Raw genomic sequence first — 24,532 nt, forward strand, 5'->3', positions numbered from 1 at the left:
CTGTGCGGATCAGTAAGGTATCGCTTCAGGGCTGCTGTTGATTAATTTCCACAGCCAGTTGCTGATGACCATCCCAGGGTGTGACCGCGCTTAAACCCAACCAGTCGCCAGACTGTGGATTGGCACTGCCATCGCGCGAAATGCGCACCCTGACTTGCACCTGATGCTGTGCCGAAAGCAGGCGATCGGGCATCATGGCATTGCTGTCATCGAGCGTGAGCGATAACGGAAAGTGGCTCAGCGGTAAACGCTTCACAGCCACAGGCACCGGTGAAACACCGTCAGACACAGAAATATACAACACTCCGCCTTGCGGTAACATTTTTTCTGCCGGCGGCGTCAAACTCACCGTCAATGCCAGGCTGCTATTTTGCTGTCCCGCGTCGGTTTTCGCTTGTTCAATGCTGCGCTCGATCATGGTGATGCGACGATCGCCTGCCGGTAACAGTTTCAGCATCACCTGCCATGCACCAATCGCCTCATTGTACTGCTGCTGCTCAAAGGCATTAAACGCCAGCAGACTCAGCGTGCGCACATCGCTGTGATCGCGTTTAAGCAGCGCTTTCAGCAACACGTTGGCCTGACGGTTATCCTGCGGATCGCTGGAGCGCGTCAGCACTTCGGCATAATCCTGCTGCAGTTCGATATTGTCTGGCGCCAGCTGTAGCGCATGTTCAAATGCCTGGCTGGCATCGGTAGCATTATTCAGCACCATCCCTAAGCGGCCCAACATTGCCCAATCGTTGAGGTTCGTTGCGTCGTTCTGCAGCGAGCTGCGCAGACCCAGATGCAGACGCGCCAGCTCTTCCATAGTTAGCGGCTGAGCTTTAGGATCCATCACGCGCGCACGTAACGCAGGATACTCCTGCTGTACGCTGACAAACGCAGTTTGCTGCGTGAGTCCGCCGGTTTTCAGATACATGCCAACCGACACCACCAGCAGCACAATCACGCCCGGCAGCAACACCCAGCGACTGCTGCGATGAATGGTCGCGGCATCCTGCTGCGGCACATCGGTTAACAGCGTTTGTTGCAGTTCGCGCACCATTTCCGGGCGCTCAGCCACCACGCCCTCTTCTTCATCACGCTCCAGCTCGCGCAGGCGTTGCTGATAGAAATCGGTGTTGAGACGATCGCGATCGCCACTGCTGGCCTCGCGCTGACGCCAGCCAGCACGCAGAAACAGCGCGATAGCCGCCAGCAGTAAAATAATCAGGGTAATCCAGAATCCAGTCATTACGGCTTCCCGTCACGCTTGAGTAACGCCGCAAGGCGCTGTTGTTCACTGTCGTCGAGTTCGCTACGCGCTTTGCCGCGACGATTACGCAGAATAATGATCAGCGCGCCCAGCACCACAAACAGCGCTGGCCCCACCCACAAAATCAGCGTGGAAGGCGTTACCGGCGGCTCATACGTCACGAAATTACCGTAACGCGCCACCATGTAATCAATGATCTGCTGGCGGCTTTCGCCCTGCTTCATTAACTCGTAGACTTTGAGACGCATATCCGACGCGATCATCGCATTGGAATCGGCAATGCTGTTGTTCTGGCATTTCGGGCAACGCAGCGATGCGGTGAGATCGCGGTATTGCTCTTCCTGCTGCACCGAATCGAACTGATACGTATCAATCGCCGCCCACAGGCTGGTGCTGAGCAGAATGCCCGCTAACAGTAGAAGCAGCCGTTTCATACGCCCGCCTCCTTGTTATATTTGTCCCACAGCGGTTTCACTTCTTCGAGCCAGACGCGATCGTTCATGTCGCCTGCATGGCGATAACGAATGATCCCTTTGCCGTCGATCAGGAAGGTTTCCGGTGCGCCGTAAACGCCGAGATCGAGACCGAGCATCCCGTTGCCGTCATACAAGCTGAGCGCATAAGGATTGCCCAGCGTGTTCAGCCAGGTCACCGCTTTAGTGCGATCGTCTTTATAATTGAGGCCAACCACGCGAATGCCTTTTTCCGCCAGCGTATTGAGGTATTGATGCTCCGCGCGGCAGGTTGGGCACCAGGTTGCCCAGACGTTGAGCAGAATCGGTTTGCCGTCGGTCAGCACCTGCTGATCGTAGATTTTGCCGGGCTGATCGAGCGCTTCCAGTTTGAATACGGGTACCGGCTTGCCGATCAATGCCGATTCGAGACGCGTTGGATCATCGCCGTTGGCGTTGCGCGACAGCTGCCACAGCAGCGCCGCGGCCAGCAGCAAAAACAGAACTAACGGGATAAACAGGATTTTTTTGTTCATGCCAGCTCCTCGCGCTGCTCTTTTTTGCGTGAGCGATAGCGCGGATCGAACAGGCAGAACAAGCCGCCCACCGCCATAAACACGCCGCCGTACCAGATCCAGCGCACAAACGGTTTGTAGTAAATCCGCACCGCCCACGAACCGTCATCCAGCTCTTCGCCCAGCGCCGCATACAGATCGCGGGTGAAACCGCCGCTGATCGCCGCTTCGGTCATCATGGTGCGCGCGGCTGCATAGAAGCGTTTTTCCGCCTGCATCACCGCCTCCAGCTTGCCGTTGCGCGTCACTTCAATCACCGCCACGCCGCCGCTGTAGTTCGGCCCTTGCAGGTTGCGCACGCCGTGGAAGGTAAAGTGATAATTGTGGATATCAACGGTATCGCCCGCCTTCATGCGCACATCACGCTCAACGCTGTACTGGGTGCTAAAGGCGATACCAACCACGGTCACCGCCACGCCTAAATGCCCCAGCACCATGCCCCAATGGCTGCGCGATAGATGTCGTAAACCTTTGAAGAAAGAGTGGCGATGGGTGGCGCGCTCGTGCAGTTCCATCAACGTCAGCATGATCACCCAGATCGACATCAGCAGGCCGATAACCGTCATCGCCTCAATGCGATCCTGCAGCAGCCACGGCAGGGCGATCGACAGAATCAGCGTCACCAACAGGCCCACGCCAAGGCGTTTCCACAGTTTCTGTGGTTGGTCACGACGCCAGCGCACCAGCGGACCGATACCGAGCATCAGCGCGAGCGGTGCCATCAGCCAGGTAAACATGGTGTTGAAAAACGGTTCGCCCACCGAGATGCTGCCGAGACCGAGCTGTTTATGCACCAGCGGCAGCAGCGTACCGAGTAATACCACCAGCATCGCGGCGATCAGCAGCACGTTATTACCCAGCAGGAAGGATTCGCGTGACCAGGCTTCGCTCTGTACGCGGCTGCGCACCTGACCACCTTTCAGCGCGTACAGCAGCAGCGAGCTGCCAATCACAATCACCAGGAAGGCGAGAATAAACATGCCGCGCGCCGGATCGGAGGCGAACGAGTGCACGGAAACCAGCACGCCGGAGCGCACGAGGAAAGTGCCAAGCAGGCTTAACGAGAACGCGGTAATCGCCAGTAACACCGTCCAGGACTTGAAGCTGCCGCGCTTTTCTGTCACCGCCAGCGAGTGCATCAGCGCGGTACCAGCCAGCCACGGCATAAAGGAGGCGTTTTCGACCGGATCCCAGAACCACCAGCCGCCCCAGCCGAGTTCGTAATAAGCCCACGCCGAACCGAGCACGATGCCGATGGTCAGGAAGACCCACGCGGCGGTAGTCCACGGACGTGACCAGCGCGCCCATGCGGTATCCAGACGTCCGGCCATCAGCGAGGCAATAGCAAACGCAAAGGCCACCGAGAAGCCGACATAACCCATGTACAGCAGCGGCGGATGGAAGATCAGCCCGATATCCTGCAGCATCGGGTTGAGATCGCGCCCGTCAATCGGGAAGTTTGGCAAGGTGCGGGTAAATGGATTCGAGGTGAGAATGATAAACAGCAGGAAGCCGAGATTAATCATGCCCATCACCGCCAGCACGCGTGCTAGCGCATCCTGCGGCATCCCGCGACTGAAGATCGCCACCGCCAGCGTCCAGGTGCTGAGCAGCAGCACCCACAACAGCAGTGAACCTTCGTGCGCACCCCAGGTTGCCGCGATGCGATAATAGACCGGCAGCAAGGTGTTGGAGTTGGTGGCGACATAGCCAACGGTAAAGTCATTCACCACAAAGGCGTGCACCAACACCACAAAAGAGGCGGCGACACAGATAAACATGCCCCAGGTTAACGGGCGCGCCATGGCCATCAAACGCGCATCCTGCCGCGCAGCGCCCCACAACGGATAGACGCTCAACAGGAGCGCTAAAGCCAGCGCCAGACACAGCAGAAAGCTACCAATTTCCGGCATCATGATTGCGCACCCGACTGCTGATAGGCTGCTGCAGGTCCTGTGTGATTCTTCTTCATGGCATCTTCAATTTCGGGAGGCGTATATTTTTCATCGTGTTTCGCCAGCACTTCTTTGGCGTTCACCAGATTGCCCTCTTCCAGCACGCCTTGCGCTACCACGCCTTGCCCTTCACGGAACAGGTCCGGCAGAATGCCTTCATAGGTCACACTGACCACGCCGTTGGCGTCATACAGTTTGAAAGAGACGGCGAGCGTTTTCGGATCGCGCTTTACGCTGCCCGGCATCACCATGCCGCCAATGCGCAAGCGCTGGCCCGGCTCAGGCTTCTGATGATCTTCACCTTTGCCGTTGATAATTTCACTCGGGGTATAAAACAGGTCGATGTTGGAACGCAGCGCGTACATCACCAGCGCGGTCGCCAGGCCAAGCCCGATCAACACCGCGATCGCCACATAGAGGCGATTACGACGACGGATATTCACACGGATTCTCCCGCTGCTCCACTGGCAGCTTTTTTCGATTTAGCCACGCGAATGCGGCGATCCCTGGACTGACGCTGGCGAATTTCCGCCAGCAAACGGCGGCGGAACAGCACGGTGTGCAGCACCAGACCGAATAACGGGATCAACGTGAGGATAACGGCGAGCCAGACGTAAAAGGCATAGCCGCCCATGGCGAAGAAATCGCTCCACGATGCAAAGGCTGGCGTCATAATTTGCTTCCTCCCTGCGCCACATCAATCGCCCACGGACGATGACGCTCGGTGAATAGAATCAAATTGCGCAGGCGCATTAAGGTCAGCGCACCAAACACCAGCAGGTAACCGAGAATGGACCAGCGCAGCGGTGTGCGCATGCTTGGATCGATAGCCTGCTGCAGAATGCCTGATGAGCCCTGATGCAGCGTGTTCCACCATTGCACCGAGAAGTGAATGATCGGCAGATTAACCACGCCAACCAGAATCAAAATGCCGGCGGCGCGCCCGGCGGTGCGGCGGTCTTCAAAGGAGTGATACAGCGCGATAACGCCCATATAGAGGAACAGCAGCACCAGCTCAGATGTCAGGCGTGCATCCCAGATCCACCAGGTTCCCCACATCGGTTTACCCCAAGCGGAACCGGTAATCAGCGCGATAAAGGTGAACACCGCGCCAATCGGCGCCATCGCCGCTGAGACCAGATCGGCCATCTTCATCTGCCACACCAGGCCGATAAATGCCGCAATAGCCATTGATGCATACACGCCCATCGACCACATCGCTGCAGGCACATGAATGTACATAATCCGGAAGCTGTTGCCCTGCTGATAATCCGCCGGTGCAAAGCCGAATCCCCAGACCCAACCGAGTAACAGCGTGCCAACACCCAGCACCGCGAACCACGGAATAAAGCGACCGCATAGCTGGTAAAGCCGCTCAGGCTTTGCCCACTGGTGTAACCATTTCCACATTTTGCATAGCTCACAATAAAGAGAATTCAGGTTTCGACCGCTCTGGGGCGGCACGAATTAATGCAGACTGATACGCAAGGCCGCTGCCGTCGCGAACGGCGACAGCGTTGCGCTTACCGCCAGCATCGCGCCAAGAATCGCCAGATAACCCCCGATCGGCAATCCCATTGCGGCGGCATCAATCGCCGCGCTGGCAAATATCAAAACCGGTATCGACAACGGCAATACCAGCAAACTCAGTAATACGCCGCCGCGCCGCAACCCAACGGTTAATCCGGTACCAATCGCGCCGAGAAAACTCAGCGTTGGCGTGCCAAGTAATAACGTCAATGCCATCGCGCGCCAGCCGGCAAAATCCAGCGACAGCAACAATGCCGCCAGCGGCGACAATAAAATCAGCGGTAGCCCGGTAATCAGCCAGTGCGCAATCACTTTGCCCAGCACCGTGATCGGCAGCGGCGTCGGCAACAGAAGTAGTTGCTCAAGCGAACCATCAAGAAAATCGTCACGAAACAGCCGTTCCAGCGCCAGCAATGAGGCGAGTAACGCGGCAACCCACGCCACGCCCGGCGCAATCCGCGCCAGCTGCTGTGGCTCCGGTCCGATACCTAACGGAAACAGCGTGATAACAATCAGGAAAAACCACAGCGGATTGATCACTTCCCCGCCGCTACGAAAGGCGATTTTTAATTCACGCTGAATGACCCGGCCTAACATCAAGCCCACTCCGAAGTAAGACGAATTTTACGCACGCGCGCGCTGTGATCGGGCAGATCCTGATGCGTGGTCAGAATCACCGCTCCGCCGTTATCGGCATGGCTGACGAATCGCGCCATTAATTTTTCCACACCGCCTTTATCGATGGCGGTTAAGGGTTCATCGAGGATCCATATCGACGCTGGGCTAAGCCATAAGCGTGCTAATGCCACGCGCCGCTGCTGTCCGGCGGAGAGTTGTGCCACCGGCACCTCTTCAAAACCCAGCAGATCGACCTGCTCGAGCGCAGCAAAAATCGCGTCTTCTTTGCTGCTACCGTGCCAGAAATGCAGGTTCTCTAGCGGTGAGAGTACCGATTTCACGCCGGGGTGATGGCCAAGATAGAGCAGATTTTGTTGCCATACTTCGCGCTGTTGACGAAGGGGCTGTGACTGCCACGTTACGTCGCCCTCTTCCGCCCGGCTTAATCCGGCCAGCAGGCGCAACAGCGAAGTTTTCCCGGCTCCGTTTGGCCCTTCAATTTGCACAATGTCACCCGGTTGCACGCGGAAGCTCAACCCATGAAACAAGGTTCGCTCATCACGAACGCATGAGAGATTAATGACTTCGAGCATAGAAGGGAGAATCGCGGCAATGAATGAGGCGGGGATAATACCACATTGAATCTGTGGGCCGAAGTCTGTGAGCTGGCTCCCACTTACCCCAAATGGGGTATTCGTGCGCCCCAGATCAACAAATTGCTCAAAAATCCAACTCAGTTAAAATTTCGTTACTCTTAATTTGAATCTTCGTAACAAATCGACCTTGCAAAAACCAGCTACGCTTATGACGCAATGGCATTATCACCTGAGGAAAACATGAAACAATCACCATCGATTTCAAACAGTGACAACGATGTAGAGAGTGATGAGAAGGAGCAAGGCAAGGAGATAGAAGTCGATGAAGATGCCCTGCCCTCGCAGGCTGCGGCGATTCATGAAGAGATACGCCAGGATGGGGAAAAAGAACTCGAGCGTGACGGCATGGCGCTGCTCTGGTCCGCGGTTGCGGCGGGACTGTCAATGAGCGCTTCGCTGATGGCGAAAGGCATTTTTCAGGTCCATCTTAAAGGCGTGCCGGGCGCATTTTTACTGGAAAATTTGGGTTATACCTTTGGCTTTGTCATCGTGATTATGGCGCGCCAGCAACTGTTTACCGAGAATACCGTTACCGCCGTTTTGCCGGTGATGCACAAACCGACCGGCAGCAACTTTGCGCTGCTGTTACGGCTCTGGTGCGTGGTGCTGCTCGGCAATCTGATTGGCACTGCATTGGGGGCGCTGGCCTTTAATCATATGCCAATATTCGACGATGCGACGCGTCAGGCCTTTACCGCCATCAGTGAAAAAGTGATGGTGAACTCCCCAAGCGAAATGTTCGCTAATGCGGTGATATCAGGCTGGATTATCGCCACCATGGTATGGATGTTCCCGTATGCGGGTGGCGCAAAGATTGTAGTGATTGTGATGATGACCTGGCTGGTGGCGTTAGGTGATTTAGCGCATATCGTGGTCGGTTCAGTCGAGGTGCTGTATCTGGTGTTTGCGGGCACGCTGCCGTGGTACGAATTCTTTTGGCCATTTGCCTTGCCTACGCTGCTTGGCAACATCACGGGCGGTACGCTGATATTTGCGTTGATCAGCCATGCGCAGATTCGTAACGATATGAGTGAAGCGGCGAAAGCCAAAGCGCGTGCGGAACAGAAGCGGAAAGAGAAGCAAAAACAGGCGTAAGCCTGGTCTTAAATTGCTGATAGATTGAGCAAACAACCGCTGCATAGTTAAAATCAGGTTCGCGGTGCGCTATACTGCGCGCCCGGCGTCTCCTTAGTTAAATGGATATAACGAGCCCCTCCTAAGGGCTAGTTGCAGGTTCGATTCCTGCAGGGGACACCAGATTTTCATCGTTCTCCCGCCTAAAACAGCCATCTCGCCAGAGCAAGTGTCAGTCCAGCGGTGCTCATTATTCCCGCCACAATCCATTTCGTTTGTTGATTTATCGCCTGATGAAGATCGCTTTTAGTGGCGTAGTTCGATTTAATCTCCGCAATATCCGTTTTCATCAGCGCCATATCGGTTTTGATATCGTCGATATCCGCTTCAAGCTTTGAAACGCGCTTTTCCATGTTCACTCCTTGATCATCAATTCACTCAAAACAACCAGCGAGCCAGTGCCAGCGTCATACCTGCGGTACTCAGCATCCCCGCGACTATCCATTTTGTCTGTTTGCTCAACTCCTGATGAATTCTCCCAATATCCTGATGCACTTTGCCGATCTCCTGATAAAGATCGCTTTTGGTGACGTAATTCGATTTGATCACCGCGATATCCATTTTCATTTCATGAATATCCGCTTCCAGCTTTGACACGCGCTTTTCCATAATTATGGCTTCTCGTAACTTGTTATTTTAATCAATGGGATAGATTGAATTTCCTGCAAAGCATCCTACTCCGAAATCCATCGAAAAAATGCCTCACTGAGTGTGAGAATGCCTAATTGAGAGGTGTGTTCAGAAAAAAACAGGGGTTCTTGCAGCCGATTACAACGTTTTAAAAGTGAGATCGTAATTAGACGTGATCTTGGCGCCATGCCGATGGCGTCACGCCATGCAGCTGACGGAAGCGGTTACTGAAGTGACTCGAGGAGTGAAAACCGCAGCGCAGTGCGATTTCTGTTAGCGGTAAACGGCTGAATTTCAGCAGCTGCAGCGCCGCATCCATGCGGCGGCGCATCACATATTGATGCGGGGCCTCGCCAAAGCTGCTGCGGAACATGCGGGCAAAATGGTATTCGCTCAGCGCCGCTTCAGCTGCCAGTTGCGCCAGCGTTAATGGCTGATCGAGCTGCGCATCAATATACGCCATGACTCGCCGCAACACGGCGGGCGCCAGTCCGCCACGCACCTGCGGCGCTTGCCATTGCACATCGCTGTAGCGTTGCAGCAGATGCGTCATCAGCAACGTTGATGCGCTGCTGAGCATCAATTGGTTCGCCGGCTGTTGCCAGTCGGTGCTCAGCAAGAAGTGGCGATATAGTTGAGTGATGCGATCGTCCGCCGCGAAGATCTTTTCATGCAGATTAAGCTGCGACGGACTGCGATCCCAAATCTGCTCGCCCAAATGCCGCAGATGTTCGTCGGTGCAATAGAGATGCACAAACGACAAATCGGCGCGAATATCCCACACCGATTCTACCCCGCTGGGCATCAGGCAAAAGCGATCCGGGCCGCCGCCGTTGCGCCAGCCGTTTTGGGTTTTATGCCAGGTTTCATAGCCGTCTGCGGTATACAGGCTCAGCGTATGATGATCGCTAAGATTGGTGACGCGATCGCCGCTGTTAAACCAGGCCGCCAGCTTAATGCCGCTCGACAACTGCACACTGTCGCGCAGCTGCGCTTTGTGGCGCTGCAGCATGTTGAAGGTCTGGTAATCGGCCATGGTTCATATCACTCGAAGTTCATGAGCGCCCAGTGTACGGATCTCCGCAGACAGAAAACAGGTCACAGCCGGACACAGAAGTAAAAAGCGCAAGATTTTGCAATTGCCGCGCAAAAACGTGCAAGCCGCAGGTTGCTTTTCACGCCACACTGCGGGCCAGATTATGTCGGAGAGTGCGTTATGAATGTGATGTTATACCTTGCCGTGGTGATGATTTGGGGAACCACCTGGATTGCCATTTTCCTGCAGCAGGAAGCGGGCGATACGCCCGTTTTGGTGGCGGTATTTTGGCGTTTCTTACTGGCGTCGCTGGTGATGCTGGTGATCCTCAAACTGCTGCATCGGCTACGAACGTTGGATAAGCGCGATCATCTGTTTTGTCTGCTGCAGGGCTGCTGCGTGTTTGGCTTCAACTTTGTCTGCTTCTATCATGCTGCCGCGTGGATCAGCAGCGGACTCGAGTCGGTGATATTCTCGATGGCCGTGCTGTATAACGCGCTTAACAGCTGGATCTTCTTCCGTCAGCGTCCATCGTTTCGCCTGTTGCCAGCGGCGGTGCTTGGCCTGGGCGGTATTGTCGCACTGTTCTGGAATGATATTCAGGCGGCGCATCCGGCTCCACAGTTGCTGTGGGGCGTGGGCCTCAGCGCGCTTGGCACGCTGGGCTTCTCCTTCGGCAATATGATTTCGCTGCGCCATCAACGCCGTCAGCGTGATGTGTTGACCACCAATAGCTACGCGATGCTGTATGGCGCTTTGGTGATGGCCGCACTGGCATTAATTAACGGCGATTCGCTGGCGCCAGCGCTGAATATGCAATGGTTAGGCGCGATGAGCTACCTGGCGATATTTGGTTCGGTCGTGGGATTTGGCGCCTATTTCACGCTGGTGGGCCGTATTGGTGCCAGTCAGGCCGCTTACAGTACTTTGCTGTTCCCGCTGGTGGCGCTAACGCTCTCCACGCTTTATGAAGGTTATCACTGGCATAGTAATGCGATTATCGGATTGGTGATGATTCTGGCGGGGAACATGGTGATGTTTGTACGCTGGCCGACGATGGGCCGATTACGGACTGCATAAATAACGAGAGCGGGCATTGCGCCCGCTCTTTTGTTCCTCTAACGCCAGCCCTGAACGCCGATATTGAGCTGGTGAGGTTTAGTTATGGCTTTTCTGGCAATCCAGTAAAGCAGGACGCGTTCATCATCTTTGTCGCGGTCGGCCATTGCCAGTAATTTCAGCGACAACGTGGATTTATTCACTGGTTGATGCTCATCGCTTAACTCGATCACCGCCTGACCGATAATGCAGCAAACCTCATCCTCATTTGACGCGGATTCATATGTTCGGTCTTTCATATTTCCTCCTTTTGAATGAATTCTAAGCCTGGCAAACATCCACAACTTTGCAGGCGATATGGCGCGATCGATACAAACACTTACAGATGGTTACCCGTAGCAACCGCTACGGCTTAAATGACATCACTTACTGTCATCACAATGCCATTCATACCCGCTTTACTGCATTTCGTTCCACCATCCGGTTCATTCACGCCTCTGCATCTCCCGCACGCGCGAGAGCAATTTATTATCTCCACAGATTCCGCTTTCTCGAGTGAGAGATAAAAATGACAACAGCAACCCCCGCGAATGACCAACGTACCCGCATGCTCACCCTTATCGGCACTATTATCACCCAGTTCGCTTTGGGCTCGGTTTATACCTGGAGCCTGTTTAACGGCCCGCTGGCAAATAAGCTGAATGCGCCGATCAGTGAAGTGGCTTTCTCGTTCGGTTTACTCAGTCTTGGCCTGGCGATTGCGTCATCGCTTGCCGGGAAATTGCAGGAGCGCTTTGGCGTGCGCAACGTCACCATCGGTGCGGGCATGCTGATGGCGGTAGGTTTCTGGCTGACCGCGCATGCCGATAATCTGATGATGCTCTACCTCAGCGCGGGGATTCTGGTGGGATTGGCCGATGGCGCCGGTTATCTGATGACGCTCTCTAACTGCGTGAAGTGGTTCCCGGAGCGCAAAGGGCTCATTTCCGCCTGCTCGATTGGTGCGTACGGTTTGGGCAGCCTCGGCTTTAAATTCATCTGCGGCGCACTGCTGAGCGCACAAGGTCTGGAGAATACCTTCATGATCTGGGGCGTGCTGGCGATGAGCATGATTATTGTCGGCGCGTTGCTGATGCGTGACGCACCGATGCAGAAGAACAGAGGTAATACGCAGCTGGAAGCCAAAGATTACACGCTGGCGCAATCGGTGCGTTTACCGCAGTACTGGATGCTGGCGCTGATGTTCCTGACTGCCTGCATGAGCGGCCTGTACGTGATTGGCGTGGCGAAAGATATCGGTGAAGGCATGGTGCATCTGAGCGCGCAAACCGCCGCCAATGCGGTCACGGTGATTGCGATTGCCAACCTCAGCGGCCGTCTGATTCTTGGCGTGCTATCGGATAAAATGGCGCGCATCCGCGTGATTACGCTGGCGCAAATCGTCTCGCTGGTGGGCATGAGCATTTTGCTGTTCACCCATATGAGTGAATCGAGCTTCTTCCTCTCCTTAGCCTGCGTGGCCTTCAGCTTCGGCGGCACCATTACCGTGTTCCCATCGCTGGTCAGCGATTTCTTTGGCCTGAACAACCTGACCAAAAACTATGGTCTGATTTACCTGGGCTTCGGTATCGGCAGCGTGCTGGGTTCGCTGGTTGCTTCCGCCTTTGGCGGCTTCACCGTCACCTTCAGCCTGATTATGACCTTGCTGGTGATTTCGCTGGTGTTGTCGCTGAGCATCCGTCTGCCAAATCGCCAAAACGTGGCAGAACCTTTACTGCATAATTAAGTTCGCTGGGATGCCGCATGAATATGCGGTATCCCATTTCTCCACAATTGATCCACAATAAAACGTTAATTGAGAACCACTATTATTAAGCCTTGCCTTTCGGAGTAATCTCGTTATTATTATCAGGCATTCAGCTTATTCCGATTGGTTTATTTTACCCCGCGACTTTTTTAGCATTTAATTGACACACTCCGTAATACATTCCGTAATAACTCTACATTTCCTGCATCTTCACTCCACTATTCCCCTGTAATCTGGCGTCATTGGAACAGAGGAGGACTCTCCATGAAGAAAGTAATTAAGCTTGCATCGGTTGTAGCCATTATGACGATGTTGAGTGGCTGTATTATCGATCATCATCGTGGAGGCGGCGGCCCAGGCTGGGGCCATCATGGTGGTGGTGGCGGCTGGCATCATGGGCACGGCGGTCATGGACACCGCAGATAGTTGGGCAAAGCACACACAGCAAATAATAAGAAAATAAAAAGGGCGGGAAATTATCCCGCCCTATTTTTTTAGCTTTTTACCGCGTAATTACATTGATACCAGGCTTTCTTAAGTCCGGGCAAATGGCTATTTTGCGACGGCAGTGATTCCACCTTATCAAATCCACGCTGGCTGCAATAATTCGCAAGGTCGATCTCCATTGCGTCTTTATTCAGCGTGTGCGGATCGTAACGATACTGCACGGTATTTGAGCTGGTATCTTCATCAACACGCTCAAATCCTCCTGGTTTGCTGACGCTACAACCCGCCAACATAAAAAGCGCCAATGCGCTAATAAGCATTTTTTTCATTAGGGTTTCCTCTTGAGCGTAGCAGTCTAAAAGGCAACGCCGCGCTTATCTATAGGAATAAAGCGCGAAATGTCCGGGATTAGTGAAGCTTTCGCCAATCAAATCGATAAAACCAAACGGTTTCACTTATCAAGGTAAGGGTGCGATTATCTGTTCAGACAAAACGAAGTCTGCACCACACCAGGTGAATTAATAATAAACATACTGATAATGACCTTCATGCCCGCGCTGAGCGGGCTTTTTTTTTGCCTGCTAACCGGTCAGGCTGACCATCTTACGTAAAAGATTGGCCGCTTGTTTGTCAGGCAATGCGAGAATGCCGCTATAGAGATCAATCGACATCGCGCACATTGCGCCGCGATCAACCGCGGTATCCGCCGGCATATTCAGCTGTTGCAGCCGATCGCCCCACTTGCCATACAGTTTTTCCACCACGCTTTGTAAATCGCGCTGCGCCGCAGCCTGATCCAGCGGCTGTTCATTGCCGGTACTTTGCTGCAGCAGCGTTTCGAGTGCTTGCGCATCGCGCTGATTCAGTTCCGGTGACAACACCTGTTGCAAATTGACGCCGCCATTCACCTGCGGATAGAGGAAACGGAAGCAGCGCTGCGGTTCCTGCTGCTGCAACGCCCGCATCTCCTCGACCGAGACGCGGATGTAATCAATGATCGCCGCATCGCTGGCGCGCGTCAGACGCTGATTAACCAGATCCATCAACCAGCCGCGCATATCCCCCAGCGCCTGATTGGCGGGAACACCTTCCAGCCGTTTATGCAGCAGCTCGCGATTAAGCAACTGCCACAATGCGGGTTCCTGAATTTTTAGCAGACGATAACCGGGCGCAAGGCTGAGTTGGGTTGCGACCTCTTCCATCAGCGCCTGCCGCTCCTGACGTGGATGAAGCCAGCTGAACCACAGTAAATTCGCCAGTATTAGCGGCAAGATAAATAACAGCACGCCTTGCCACAGTCGCAGCGAGGTGGTGCGCACCAGCAGAATAATAATGATCGCCAGCAGCGCGAACGCCGCTAGCGTAATCGGAAAAAGCGAGAGCATCGAGCGGGGTTAATCCTTACGCACATCAATTAAAACGGGGCAATTGGCGCGTTCAATCACCGCAGCGCTGACCGAACCTTTCAGCAGACGATTAAACGGCGACAGATGACGGCGTCCCATGATGATCATGCTGGCATGCAAAAGTGTGGATTGCGCCACAATGGTTTCCGCCGCTTCCCCCGCCAGAATCAAACCCTTTGCCGCCACGCCCGCACGCAAAAGCGGCGCCAGCGCGTGGCGCACCACCATTTCGGCGGTGTTCTGTTCATCTTTCGCCGCCACAAAATCATCCGGATCTTCACCGGCATCAATCTCTATCGGTTGATTGCAGGAGGAGTATGCGGGATCAACGCAGCACAGCACCGTGACCTGTGCCTGATGCGCCAGCGCTTGTTCAATGGTCAACGCAATCACTTTTTCCGCCACCGGAGAGTTATCGATGGCCATCAGCAAAGTTTTCATCAGTTGGTTATCCTTCCACAGCGGTCATTTTGCCAATTTCACGAATCAAGGCGTCTTTGCACTTGATGATTTGCTCACGATAATGCGCTTCCTGCTTATGAAAACGCGCGGTCGGCACCAGTAATGAGATGGAGAAGCGGCCAAACAGCGTATCAATGGCGACCGCCATGGTCGAAATGCCCTCCAGCGTCTCACCGCGATCAATCGCCAATCCGCTGGCGCGTACCTCGGCAATCAGCTCCAGCAATTGCGGCAGCGTTTTCACCGTCATCTCGGTTAACTCTTTATAGGCTTCGCCCACCATCACGCGCACATCTTCATCGCTCTCCAGCGCCAGCAACGCGCGGCCGCCCGATGTGCTGTAAAGCGGCAGATTCAGCCCGATGCGCGGCACCACGCGCAGTTCGCGCGAGGCCACCACATAATGCACGATCGCCAGCTGCGTGCCGCTGGCCCGCGCCAGCGATACCGTTTCATTAATCTCTGCAGAGAGTTGTTCGAGGAATGGACGCACGATTTCCACCACGTCACTGTGCACGCTGGAGATCAGCTTGAGCAGCGCCGGACCAAGACGTAACCCGCCGGCACCACTGCTGCGCACCAGCTGTGCGCTGTCCAGCGCACCAATAATGCGCTGCACCGTCGAGCGCGGCAGATCAACCACCTGCGCAATTTCACCCAAACTCATGCCGCCGGGATGCTCACCCAGCGCGTTCAGAATTTTTGCCGCACGCGCGATGACCTGAATGCCACCCGCTTTTTCATCCTCACGGCTTGAGGGAAGTTCAACCATGATGCGTTCCTTTTTGGCCTGCCCTACTTTAACGCGAATGATCGCACTTTTACACCCTGTATCACATTGCAATACAGCATATCGATATGTAAGATACCATCTGTATCACATCGCAATACACTGCACCAACATTATAACGAGAAGCCTGCTATGAACGCCCAGCCCATTGCGGCTCCGGCCCCCCATCCGTTTACTCTGCGCCTGGCGCTGGGATTGGTTGGCGTGCTGATTGCCGCGCTCACATCGGGATTAAACGATCGCGTCACCGATATCGCGTTAGCCGATATCCGCGCTGCCATCGGCATCAGTTACGATCAAGGCAGCTGGATCATTTCCGCGTATCAGGCCGCTGAAGTGGCGGCAATGATGATTGCGCCCTGGTTCGCCGTCACCTTTTCGCTGCGCCGCTTTGCGCTCACCGTCTCCGCTGGTTTTATGCTGAGCGGTCTGCTGCTGCCGCTGATGCCTAACGCCACGCTGTTTATCGCCTTGCGCGTGGTGCAGGGGTTATTTGGCGGCGCGCTGCCGCCAATGCTGATGACCGTTGCGCTGCGCTTTCTTCCGCCGCCGATCAAATTATACGGTTTAGCCGGATATGCGCTGACCGCCACCTTCGGTCCGAATATGGCCGCTTCGCTGGCGGCGTTCTGGACCGATGACGTCAGCTGGCTGTTTGTCTTCTGGCAAGTGGTGCCCGCCATGCTGATTGCCATGCTGCTGATTAGCTGGGGTTTGCCGCAGGATCCGCTGCGCCTTGAGCGTTTTAAACAGATCGACCTGTTCGGCATGCTGACCGGCTGTTCGGGTATGGCGCTGCTGATTCTGGCGCTGACGCAGGGCGAGCGACTCGACTGGCTCGAATCGCCGTTATTCTGCGGCCTATTATTCAGCGCGCTGGCGTTGCTGACTGTGTTCTTTATTAATGAATGGTTTCATCCGCTACCGCTGTTCAAATTGCAGATGCTGGGGCGGCGCAATCTCGCGCACGGCTTGCTGGTGCTGGCGGGCGTGCTGATTCTGTCGCTGTCAGGTTCGGCGCTGCCGTCGGCCTATCTGGCGCAGGTGCAAGGCTTCCGCACGCTGCAGTTCGCCCCGCTGGCGTTGACCATCGGATTGCCGCAGTTGCTGATCGCGCCTTTTGTTGCCGCGCTACTGAATATTCGCTGGGTGGATTGCCGCTGGATGTTGACAGCGGGCGTAGCGCTGTTGGTGACGTCCTGCCTGATGGGCATGCACATCACCACCGATTGGGCGCGGCAGAATTTCTGGCTGATTCAGATTTTGCAGGCGTTCGGCCAGCCCATGGTGATTTTGCCGGTGCTGATGAGTGCCACCAGTGTGGTTGCACCACCAGAAGGCCCCTTTGCCTCGGCGATGTTCAACACGGTGCGCGGTTTCTCCAGCATCGCCGCCAGCACGCTGGTGGAATGGTTTATCAGCCACCGTGAAAAATTCCACTCCAACGTGCTGGTCGATAGCGCCGCCAGCCGTTCATGGCTGATGACGGCACCGAACAGCGCACAATCCAGCAGCAGCATGCCATTGCTGCCGGACGGCAGCGCCAGCAGCGCGGAGAACCTCAGCGGCTTCGCCACCTTGCTAAAACAGCAGGCGATGGTGCTGAGCCTGAGTGATTGCTACCAGATGCTGATTGCCTTCGCCGCCCTGCTTGTACTGTTAACCGCCTGGCTGCCAAAACGCGTCTGGCCACCACAAACACTGATTCAACCTGTTACGACGACGTCGAGATAATTGATATGCAAGCTTTTGCTTTGAAGAGAACGGTGCTGTTGAGCGCCTTATTACTGGTGTTATTAGCGATGGCCTTTTTTGTCTGGTCATCGATGACCGGCAACGATCACCGCACCACCGATGCCTATGTGAATGCCGATTATACGCTGGTTGCGCCGAAAGTTTCCGGCTACATCGCCAGCGTCAACGTGCAAGACAACCAGCGCGTAAAGGCCGGCGAACTGCTGGCGACACTCGACGATCGCGATTACCGCGTGGCGTTAGAGACCGCGCAGGCCAATTTGCAGGTCAGCGAGGCGAAGCGTTTGAGTAGCCAGGCGCAGCTGGAACAGCAGCAATCCACTATCGACCAGGCGAAGGCCACGTTAGCGGCGAGCCAGGCTTCAGCGCAGTACGCCGGACAAAGCGCCGCGCGTTACAACCAGCTGTATAAAAGTGGCACCATCGCCGCAGACGATCAGCAAAAAGCCAACTCAACGCAGCGATCCGCTTCGGCTACCGTCCGCCAGAGCGAAGCGGCGCTAGCTTCCGCCGTCAAGCAAGTTGGCGTGCTACAAGCTGCGGTGCGTCAGGCCGCTGCCGATGTCGCTGCCGCGCAGGCCAGCGTCGATCAGGCGCAGCTCAATCTTTCCTACACGCGGATTGTGGCGCCGGTGGATGGCATGGTCGGTCAGCGTTCGGTGCGCCTCGGCGCCTACGTTAGCGCAGGCACGCGTTTGCTGGCGGTGGTGCCGCTGCAGCAAACCTATATCACCGCTAATTATCTGGAAACGCAGCTGGCGGATGTGCAGCAAGGGCAGAAAGTGAGCGTGAAGGTGGATGCCTTGCCGGGCAAGGTATTTAGCGGTCACGTCGACAGCATTGCTCCAGCTACGGGCGCGACCTTTTCCGCCATTTCGCCGGACAACGCCACCGGCAATTACACCAAAGTGGTACAGCGTTTACCGGTGAAAATTGTGCTCGATGAGAACCAGCCGGATCTGGCAAAACTGCGCGTGGGAATGTCGGCGATACCGGAGATTGAGACCCGCTGAAAATGTGAGCGATATCTCAGAAGCGGCCTATTTATTTTTGGGACAATTCCGCGTAAATTAGCCCTCGATCCTGTTCCGGGCTTGCCCGGAGCGACCTGAGAAGAAAGCGTGTAGCGATGATGAACTCCACCTTTCTCTTATTCTGTTCGGGTTACGCGGGTTTGGGATCGCCCGCCGGGTAGCCGCTCAGAGGAGTTGTTTTGTGAGATACGCTTTGATGGGAATTTCTTTCTTCCTGTTGCTTTGGGTCGGTACTTTTGTACTGATGCTGTAGAGCCGCCAGGCGGGGCGACGCTGAGTCGCCCCACTTAATGGTTATTCCTCTTCTTCTTCCAGCGCTTTCACCGTTCCCGGCAAAATGCCATCGGCACGGAACATCGATTTAATCCCCCGCACCGCCTGACGAATACGATCGCTGTTTTCAATCAGCGCGAAACGCACGTGGGTATCCCCGTAATCACCGAAACCGACGCCCGGCGAGACGCACACTTTGGCCTCCTGCATCAGTAATTTGGCGAACTCCAGCGAGCCGAGATGCGCGTAGTGATCGGGAATTTTCGCCCAGACGTACATCGACGCCTTCGGCAGATCGACCATCCAGCCCGCTTCGTGCAGGCCTTTCACCAAGACATCACGACGGCGTTTGTACTGTTCAGCAATATCGCGCACGCACTGTTGATCGCCTTCCAGCGCCGCAATCGCCGCGACCTGCAGTGGCGTGAAGGTGCCGTAATCGTGATAACTTTTGATGCGCGCCAGCGCGGAGACCAGCTCTTTGTTACCGACCATAAAGCCGATGCGCCAGCCCGCCATGTTGTAGCTTTTCGACAGGGTAAAGAATTCTACCGCCACATCACGCGCGCCTGGCACCTGCATAATCGACGGCGCTTTCCAGCCATCGTAGGTGATATCAGCGTAGGCGAGATCGTGGATGACCAGCACGTTGTACTGCTTCGCCAGCGTGATGACGCGCTCAAAGAAGTCGAGCTCAACGCATTGCGCTGTAGGGTTCGACGGGAAGCCGAGAATCATCATTTTCGGTTTGGGATAGCTTTCGCGAATCGCCCGCTCCAGCTCGTTGAAGAAATCAACGCCCGCTACCAGCGGAACAGAACGCACCTGCGCGCCGGCAATCACCGCGCCGTAAATGTGAATCGGATAGCTGGGGTTTGGCACCAGCACGGTGTCGCCGTGGTCGAGCGTGGCCAGCATCAAGTGCGCCAAACCCTCTTTGGAGCCGATGGTGACAATCGCCTCCGATTCCGGATCGATCTCCACCTGATAACGATCTGCGTACCAGCGCGAAATCGCGCGACGCAAACGGGGAATACCTTTCGAGGTTGAGTAACCGTGCGTGTCTTCGCGCTGCGCTACCTGGCAGAGCTTTTCGACGATGTGCGGCGGCGTGGGGCCATCCGGATTGCCCATCGAAAAATCGATGATGTCTTCGCCGCGCCGACGCGCAGCCATCTTCAATTCAGCGGTAATGTTAAAAACATACGGGGGAAGGCGTTCAATACGCGAGAAACGACGGGGTGTGCTGTTATCAGCCATGATGTCCTCTGGTTTACGTTAGCGCCCGGACCGTCCGAGCGACGTGGGTCACTGTGGTGACCGCATCAAGAACATAACGCGCTGATAACAAGATTGTCGAGAGCAGACGGAAATTTTTTTAATGTTGCGGATTCAGGCGGCCAAACACCCAATCGCTTACCCATTGGCCGTTTAGCAGATAATTATCCCGCAGCGTACCCTCAAGGACGAAACCATTCTTCTCAAGAATGCGGCGCGACGGCCAATTCCCCTCAATCACCATCGCTTTCAGCTTATGAAATTCTGCCTGTAGCAAAAACTGGCACAGCGCGTCGAGCGCTTCACTGCCATAACCCATTCCGGTAAACGCCGCACGCAGCATGTAACCCACTTCGGCCTGACGATAAGGATGCCACTCGGCGCTACAGCCAAACAGGCCAATCGGCTCGCCGGTTTCCCGGATGCGCGCCACCAGACACAGCATATGAAAACTGCTCGCCTGCCATGGCGCCAGACGCTCAGTAAAGCGTTGACGAATATCGTTTTCATCCGGGATTTCACTGACCCACGTCATGGTCGCGCGGTCCTGATGTACCGCTTTGAAAATCCGCCAGTCTTCAGGTTGAAGTCGACTGAGGGACAAACGTGGCGTGAGTAATTGCATGGCTAAGCTCCCCTTTTTATCCGGCAACATAGCAAACCGGCGTATTGACAACCAGCGATCGGCGCACGCTTTCGCTAATCCTCTTTTTGTTACTCAAGTTTTCCTCTTTTGGCGGATGTCGCTATTTATGGCGATCAGGCATGCTCAAAATTGATCCCGGCTACGAGAAAGGTCTGCAGATTGCCGTGAGGCTGGCGGATCGTGACCACATTTTTTATCATAGCCTCCCGTTTCTTGCCTGAGAGATGCCCTTGCCTTCCCACTTCGACATGCTGCTGGCGGTTTTTGACCGCGCGGCGCTGATGCTGATCTGTCTGTTCTTCCTCACGCGCACGCGGGTGTTTCGTCAGCTGTTGCAAAAAGATGAGCATTCGGTGCGCGAAAAACTGGTGGTGACGGCAATATTCTCGCTGTTTGCGCTGTTCAGCACCTGGTCAGGCATTAACGTCGACGGCTCGCTGCTCAATGTGCGCGTGATTGCAGTGATGTCCGGCGGCATTCTGTTTGGTCCGTGGGTAGGCATCGCCACCGGCGTGATTGCCGGTTTGCATCGCTATCTGATTGATATGGATGGCGTCACGGCGGTGCCTTGCCTGATCACCAGCATCATTGCTGGCATCGCTTCGGGCGTGATCAACCGCCGGGTGAATAAAGAGCAGCGCTGGCGCGCCGGTATTCTTGGCGGCATGTTGTGCGAAAGCCTGACCATGCTGCTGATTGTGCTGTGGGCCAAGCCAATGACGCTGGGACTGGCGATCGTGTCCGAGATTGCGCTGCCGATGATTTTGGGCGCATCAAGCATCGGTTTAATCGTGCTGCTGGTGCAGAGCGTCGAAGGTGAAAAAGAGGCGATTGCGGCGCGTCAGGCCAAGCTAGCACTGGAGATCGCCAACAAAACATTGCCGCTGTTTCGCCAGGTTGATAGCCAGTCGCTGCATAAAGTGTGCGATATCATCCGCACCGACATTCACGCCGATGCGGTCGCCATCACCAATAACAAACAGATTCTCGCCTATGTCGGTTACGGCGAGCAGAACTATCACAACGGCGATGATGCCATCAGCCCGACCACCGCGCAGGCGATCGCCAGCGGTAAAATCATTATTAAGAACAACGACGAGGCGCATCGCACCAAAGATATTCACTCGATGCTGGTTATTCCCCTTTGGGAAAAAGGGGAAGTGACAGGCACGCTAAAAATCTATTATCGCCGAGCGCATCGCATCACCGGGTCGCTGAAAGAGATGGCGATTGGGCTGTCGCAAATCATCTCCACCCAGCTGGAAGTCTCGCGGGCTGAACAGCTGCGTGAGATGGCGAACAAGGCAGAATTGCGCGCACTGCAGAGCAAAATTAACCCGCATTTCCTGTTTAACGCCCTGAATGCTATTTCCTCTTCGATTCGCCTTAATCCGGACACCGCGCGCCAGTTGGTGATCAATTTGTCACGTTATCTGCGTTACAACCTCGAACTCAACGATGACGAGCTTATCGATATCAAGAAAGAGTTGTGGCAGGTGAAGGATTACATCGCGATTGAGCAGGCGCGTTTCGGCGATAAGCTGTCGATGATTTATGACGTGGATGAAGATCTGCACTTCACGCTGCCCAGCCTGCTGATTCAGCCGCTGGTAGAGAACGCGATTGTGCACGGCATTCAGCCTTGCCGCGGCAAAGGCGTAGTGACGCTGAGCGTGAAGGATTTAGGCGATCGGGTGCGCGTTGCGGTGCGCGATACCGGTGATGGCATCAGCGATGATGTGATGAGCCGCGTGGCGCGAAACGAGATGCCCGGCAACAAAATTGGTCTGCTGAATGTGCATCATCGCGTTAAGCTGCTCTCCGGCCAGGGTTTGGTCATCACCCGCCATCATCCCGGCACGGAAATCGCCTTTACGCTTAGCAAGAATGGCCAGCGGCTGCCTGCCCCGCTGCGCCCCACCACGGAAACCGCCACGTGAAAGCCATCATCGTTGAAGACGAATTTCTCGCCCAGCAAGAGTTAAGCTGGATGATTCAGCAACATAGCCAAATCAGCGTTGAGGCCTGCTTTGATGATGGGCTGGAAGTGCTGAAATATCTGCAGAACCATCGTGTGGATGTGATTTTCCTCGATATCAACATTCCTTCGCTTGATGGCATGCTGCTGGCGCAAAACATCAATCAGTTTGCTCATAAGCCATTGATTGTGTTTATCACCGCGTGGAAAGAGCATGCGGTTGAAGCATTTGAGCTGGACGCGTTTGACTACATTCTCAAGCCGTATCATGAGTCGCGCATCATGACCATGCTGCAAAAACTAGAAGCCAGCGCGCAACAACAGTTGCAACCACAAAACGCGGCGGCCAACTCGCCACAAACCGTCAATCTGGTGAAAGACGAACGCATTATCGTCACCGATATCAACGAGATCTATTACGTTGAGGCGCACGAGAAGTTGACGTTTGTGTATACGCGGCGCGAAGCCTATGTGATGTCGATGGTGATCAGTGAGTTTTGCAGCCGTTTGCCGGAACAGCAGTTCTTCCGCTGCCATCGCTCTTACTGCGTCAACCTGAGCAAGATTCGTGAAATCGAGCCGTGGTTTAACAATACCTATTTGGTGAAGTTGCGTGATCTGGATGCGCAGGTGCCGGTGAGTCGCAGCAAGGTGAAAGCCTTCCGGCAGTTGATGAGATTATAAGGCGAACGGCGGATGCCGCTCGCCTGCGTGTTTACAGCTCGCGGCCCAACACCTGACGCAGGTGCGCACCGGCGCCGAGTAAGCCCGGCTGATCGTGGGTGATCATATATACCGGAATATCGACCAGGTAATCGCGGAAGCGACCTTTATCTTCAAATGCCGCGCGGAAACCGGAGGCTTTAAAGAAATCGAGGAAGCGCGGCACAATACCGCCCGCGATATAAACGCCGCCGAAGGTGCCCAGATTCAGCGCCAGGTTGCCGCCAAAACGGCCCATAATCACGCAGAACAGCGACAGCGCGCGACGGCAATCAATGCAGGTATCTTTTAATGCGCGTTCGGTAACATCTTTAGGCTTGAGGTTTTCTGGCTCACGCTCATCAGACTTCACGATGGCGCGATACAGATTGACCAAACCGGCACCGGACAGCACGCGTTCCGCCGAAACGTGGCCAATCTCCGCGCGCAGCACTTCGAGAATTTCACCCTCTTCTTCGCTATTTGGCGCGAAGTCAACGTGACCGCCCTCGCCCGGCAAGCTGATCCAGCGCTTATCCACGTGCACTAAATGGCTGACGCCGAGGCCGGTACCCGCACCATAAATCGCGATAGGCTTGCCTTCAACCGGCGCTCTACCGCCAAACTGAATCACTTCCTGTTCGCTCAGCATCGGAATCGCCATGGAAACGGCGGTGAAATCATTGATGATTTCCAGGCTTTCCAGCGCCAGATGCTCTTTCATCACTTTGGTCGAGAACGCCCAATCGTGGTTGGTCATCTCCACCCAATCGCCGGTAATCGGACAGGCAATAGCGATACAGGCGTGCTTAATATCCTGTTTTTGCTCGTCCAGATAGTGGCGAATCACCGCTTCGAGATTGTCGTAGTCTGATGTTGAGAAAGTTTGGGCTTGCGAGATAGCGCCGTTTTCTACCTCACACAATGCGAGACGGGCATTGGTACCGCCCACATCGCCGACCAGGGCGTATGTTGTCATTCTTCTGCTGCTCCGCTTGGGTCATAAACAATTGCAGGACACTATAAAAGCCTGCCAATAAAACAACAACGC

At 55.0% G+C, this 24,532-nt stretch carries 28 protein-coding genes and 1 tRNA gene; 9 read left to right on the forward strand and 20 right to left on the reverse strand.

What is annotated here, in order from left to right; all coding sequences use genetic code 11:
- Positions 1-25: 25 nt before the first annotated feature.
- From ccmI to ccmA, 9 genes are read right to left on the reverse strand one after another with little or no spacing between them, the layout of a single operon-like run.
- Positions 26-1,237: a c-type cytochrome biogenesis protein CcmI gene (gene ccmI, locus ACYAC5_RS13645; protein ID WP_462061911.1), complete on the reverse strand. Its 1,212-nt coding sequence runs from the start codon at positions 1,235-1,237 to the stop codon at positions 26-28.
- A complete protein-coding gene (locus ACYAC5_RS13650) occupies positions 1,237-1,692 on the reverse strand; it encodes a cytochrome c-type biogenesis protein (protein ID WP_101763615.1) in 456 nt (151 codons plus the stop codon). Before ACYAC5_RS13650 ends, ccmI begins: the two co-directional genes overlap by 1 nt.
- A complete protein-coding gene (locus ACYAC5_RS13655) occupies positions 1,689-2,246 on the reverse strand; it encodes a DsbE family thiol:disulfide interchange protein (RefSeq protein ID WP_101763614.1) in 558 nt (185 codons plus the stop codon). The genes ACYAC5_RS13650 and ACYAC5_RS13655 overlap by 4 nt, the downstream gene beginning before the upstream one ends.
- Positions 2,243-4,201: a heme lyase CcmF/NrfE family subunit gene (locus ACYAC5_RS13660; RefSeq protein ID WP_462061912.1), complete on the reverse strand. Its 1,959-nt coding sequence runs from the start codon at positions 4,199-4,201 to the stop codon at positions 2,243-2,245. The genes ACYAC5_RS13655 and ACYAC5_RS13660 overlap by 4 nt, the downstream gene beginning before the upstream one ends.
- On the reverse strand, positions 4,198-4,683 hold the full coding sequence (ccmE, locus tag ACYAC5_RS13665) for a cytochrome c maturation protein CcmE (protein ID WP_008101293.1): 486 nt from the start codon (positions 4,681-4,683) through the stop codon (positions 4,198-4,200). Before ccmE ends, ACYAC5_RS13660 begins: the two co-directional genes overlap by 4 nt.
- Complete coding sequence (gene ccmD, locus ACYAC5_RS13670) at positions 4,680-4,913, reverse strand: heme exporter protein CcmD (protein ID WP_462061913.1); 234 nt, start codon at positions 4,911-4,913, stop codon at positions 4,680-4,682. Before ccmD ends, ccmE begins: the two co-directional genes overlap by 4 nt.
- Positions 4,910-5,650, reverse strand: a complete 741-nt coding sequence (locus ACYAC5_RS13675) for a heme ABC transporter permease (RefSeq protein WP_277973854.1) — start codon at positions 5,648-5,650, stop codon at positions 4,910-4,912. The genes ccmD and ACYAC5_RS13675 overlap by 4 nt, the downstream gene beginning before the upstream one ends.
- Before the next feature lie 57 nt (positions 5,651-5,707).
- The gene (gene ccmB, locus ACYAC5_RS13680) at positions 5,708-6,367 is read right to left on the reverse strand and encodes a heme exporter protein CcmB (RefSeq protein ID WP_192411449.1); all 660 of its coding nucleotides are present in this window, start codon (positions 6,365-6,367) and stop codon (positions 5,708-5,710) included.
- Positions 6,367-6,981: a cytochrome c biogenesis heme-transporting ATPase CcmA gene (gene ccmA / locus ACYAC5_RS13685; RefSeq protein ID WP_192411448.1), complete on the reverse strand. Its 615-nt coding sequence runs from the start codon at positions 6,979-6,981 to the stop codon at positions 6,367-6,369. The genes ccmB and ccmA overlap by 1 nt, the downstream gene beginning before the upstream one ends.
- A gap of 243 nt (positions 6,982-7,224) precedes the next feature.
- Here ccmA and ACYAC5_RS13690 point away from each other — a divergent pair, with 243 nt between their 5' ends.
- Together ACYAC5_RS13690 and ACYAC5_RS13695 are read left to right on the forward strand one after the other, a co-directional pair.
- Positions 7,225-8,139, forward strand: a complete 915-nt coding sequence (locus ACYAC5_RS13690) for a formate/nitrite transporter family protein (protein ID WP_137386225.1) — start codon at positions 7,225-7,227, stop codon at positions 8,137-8,139.
- An 87-nt stretch (positions 8,140-8,226) separates the two neighbouring features.
- Positions 8,227-8,301: transfer RNA gene (locus ACYAC5_RS13695), tRNA-Arg, on the forward strand.
- Between the two features lie 20 nt (positions 8,302-8,321).
- Here the strand turns inward: ACYAC5_RS13695 and ACYAC5_RS13700 are convergent.
- The 3 genes from ACYAC5_RS13700 to ACYAC5_RS13710 all read right to left on the reverse strand — a co-directional run bounded on the left by ACYAC5_RS13700 (position 8,322) and on the right by ACYAC5_RS13710 (position 9,844).
- On the reverse strand, positions 8,322-8,531 hold the full coding sequence (locus ACYAC5_RS13700) for a hypothetical protein (RefSeq protein WP_192411441.1): 210 nt from the start codon (positions 8,529-8,531) through the stop codon (positions 8,322-8,324).
- A gap of 25 nt (positions 8,532-8,556) precedes the next feature.
- On the reverse strand, positions 8,557-8,787 hold the full coding sequence (locus tag ACYAC5_RS13705; RefSeq protein ID WP_137386900.1) for a hypothetical protein: 231 nt from the start codon (positions 8,785-8,787) through the stop codon (positions 8,557-8,559).
- A gap of 187 nt (positions 8,788-8,974) precedes the next feature.
- The gene (locus tag ACYAC5_RS13710; protein ID WP_192411440.1) at positions 8,975-9,844 is read right to left on the reverse strand and encodes an AraC family transcriptional regulator; all 870 of its coding nucleotides are present in this window, start codon (positions 9,842-9,844) and stop codon (positions 8,975-8,977) included.
- A gap of 180 nt (positions 9,845-10,024) precedes the next feature.
- On the opposite strand from ACYAC5_RS13710, the gene ACYAC5_RS13715 reads away from it, so the two are divergent.
- Positions 10,025-10,924 (forward strand): DMT family transporter, encoded by a 900-nt coding sequence (locus ACYAC5_RS13715; RefSeq protein WP_192411439.1) that lies wholly within the window; start codon positions 10,025-10,027, stop codon positions 10,922-10,924.
- A gap of 38 nt (positions 10,925-10,962) precedes the next feature.
- Here ACYAC5_RS13715 and ACYAC5_RS13720 read toward each other — a convergent pair whose 3' ends face one another.
- Positions 10,963-11,202, reverse strand: a complete 240-nt coding sequence (locus tag ACYAC5_RS13720; protein WP_008101313.1) for a hypothetical protein — start codon at positions 11,200-11,202, stop codon at positions 10,963-10,965.
- 269 nt (positions 11,203-11,471) lie between these two features.
- Between ACYAC5_RS13720 and ACYAC5_RS13725 the strand changes: the two genes are divergently transcribed.
- Positions 11,472-12,689, forward strand: a complete 1,218-nt coding sequence (locus ACYAC5_RS13725) for an L-lactate MFS transporter (RefSeq protein WP_192411438.1) — start codon at positions 11,472-11,474, stop codon at positions 12,687-12,689.
- 515 nt (positions 12,690-13,204) lie between these two features.
- Here ACYAC5_RS13725 and ACYAC5_RS13730 read toward each other — a convergent pair.
- The 4 genes from ACYAC5_RS13730 to ACYAC5_RS13745 form a co-directional block, all read right to left on the reverse strand.
- Complete coding sequence (locus ACYAC5_RS13730; RefSeq protein WP_008101319.1) at positions 13,205-13,486, reverse strand: putative periplasmic lipoprotein; 282 nt, start codon at positions 13,484-13,486, stop codon at positions 13,205-13,207.
- A gap of 252 nt (positions 13,487-13,738) precedes the next feature.
- Complete coding sequence (locus ACYAC5_RS13735) at positions 13,739-14,542, reverse strand: hypothetical protein (RefSeq protein ID WP_101763603.1); 804 nt, start codon at positions 14,540-14,542, stop codon at positions 13,739-13,741.
- Positions 14,543-14,551: 9 nt separating this feature from the next.
- Positions 14,552-15,004 carry a universal stress protein gene (locus tag ACYAC5_RS13740; RefSeq protein WP_101763602.1) on the reverse strand — a complete coding sequence of 151 codons (453 nt, stop codon included), beginning with the start codon at positions 15,002-15,004 and terminating at the stop codon, positions 14,552-14,554.
- Positions 15,005-15,011: 7 nt separating this feature from the next.
- On the reverse strand, positions 15,012-15,797 hold the full coding sequence (locus tag ACYAC5_RS13745) for an IclR family transcriptional regulator (RefSeq protein WP_008101326.1): 786 nt from the start codon (positions 15,795-15,797) through the stop codon (positions 15,012-15,014).
- Between the two features lie 150 nt (positions 15,798-15,947).
- On the opposite strand from ACYAC5_RS13745, the gene ACYAC5_RS13750 reads away from it, so the two are divergent.
- From ACYAC5_RS13750 to ypdK, 3 genes are all read left to right on the forward strand, one after another.
- Entirely contained in the window at positions 15,948-17,549 is a 1,602-nt protein-coding gene (locus ACYAC5_RS13750) for an MFS transporter (RefSeq protein WP_192411437.1), read from the forward strand.
- A 5-nt stretch (positions 17,550-17,554) separates the two neighbouring features.
- Positions 17,555-18,583 (forward strand): HlyD family secretion protein, encoded by a 1,029-nt coding sequence (locus ACYAC5_RS13755; RefSeq protein WP_110866531.1) that lies wholly within the window; start codon positions 17,555-17,557, stop codon positions 18,581-18,583.
- Between the two features lie 202 nt (positions 18,584-18,785).
- Entirely contained in the window at positions 18,786-18,857 is a 72-nt protein-coding gene (gene ypdK, locus ACYAC5_RS13760) for a membrane protein YpdK (protein WP_099686956.1), read from the forward strand.
- Positions 18,858-18,898: 41 nt separating this feature from the next.
- Here ypdK and alaC read toward each other — a convergent pair whose 3' ends face one another.
- Together alaC and ACYAC5_RS13770 are read right to left on the reverse strand one after the other, a co-directional pair.
- Positions 18,899-20,137 (reverse strand): alanine transaminase, encoded by a 1,239-nt coding sequence (gene alaC, locus ACYAC5_RS13765; RefSeq protein WP_192411436.1) that lies wholly within the window; start codon positions 20,135-20,137, stop codon positions 18,899-18,901.
- A gap of 118 nt (positions 20,138-20,255) precedes the next feature.
- Entirely contained in the window at positions 20,256-20,780 is a 525-nt protein-coding gene (locus tag ACYAC5_RS13770) for a GNAT family N-acetyltransferase (RefSeq protein ID WP_101763598.1), read from the reverse strand.
- 269 nt (positions 20,781-21,049) lie between these two features.
- Between ACYAC5_RS13770 and ACYAC5_RS13775 the strand changes: the two genes are divergently transcribed.
- Together ACYAC5_RS13775 and ACYAC5_RS13780 are read left to right on the forward strand one after the other, a co-directional pair.
- A complete protein-coding gene (locus tag ACYAC5_RS13775) occupies positions 21,050-22,741 on the forward strand; it encodes a sensor histidine kinase (protein WP_110866529.1) in 1,692 nt (563 codons plus the stop codon).
- Complete coding sequence (locus tag ACYAC5_RS13780; protein ID WP_277973922.1) at positions 22,738-23,463, forward strand: LytR/AlgR family response regulator transcription factor; 726 nt, start codon at positions 22,738-22,740, stop codon at positions 23,461-23,463. Before ACYAC5_RS13775 ends, ACYAC5_RS13780 begins: the two co-directional genes overlap by 4 nt.
- 31 nt (positions 23,464-23,494) lie before the next feature.
- Here the strand turns inward: ACYAC5_RS13780 and glk are convergent, their stop codons facing one another.
- Positions 23,495-24,460 (reverse strand): glucokinase, encoded by a 966-nt coding sequence (glk, locus tag ACYAC5_RS13785; protein ID WP_101763595.1) that lies wholly within the window; start codon positions 24,458-24,460, stop codon positions 23,495-23,497.
- Positions 24,461-24,532: the final 72 nt, after the last annotated feature.

This window comes from Pantoea sp. y20 (assembly GCF_054903455.1).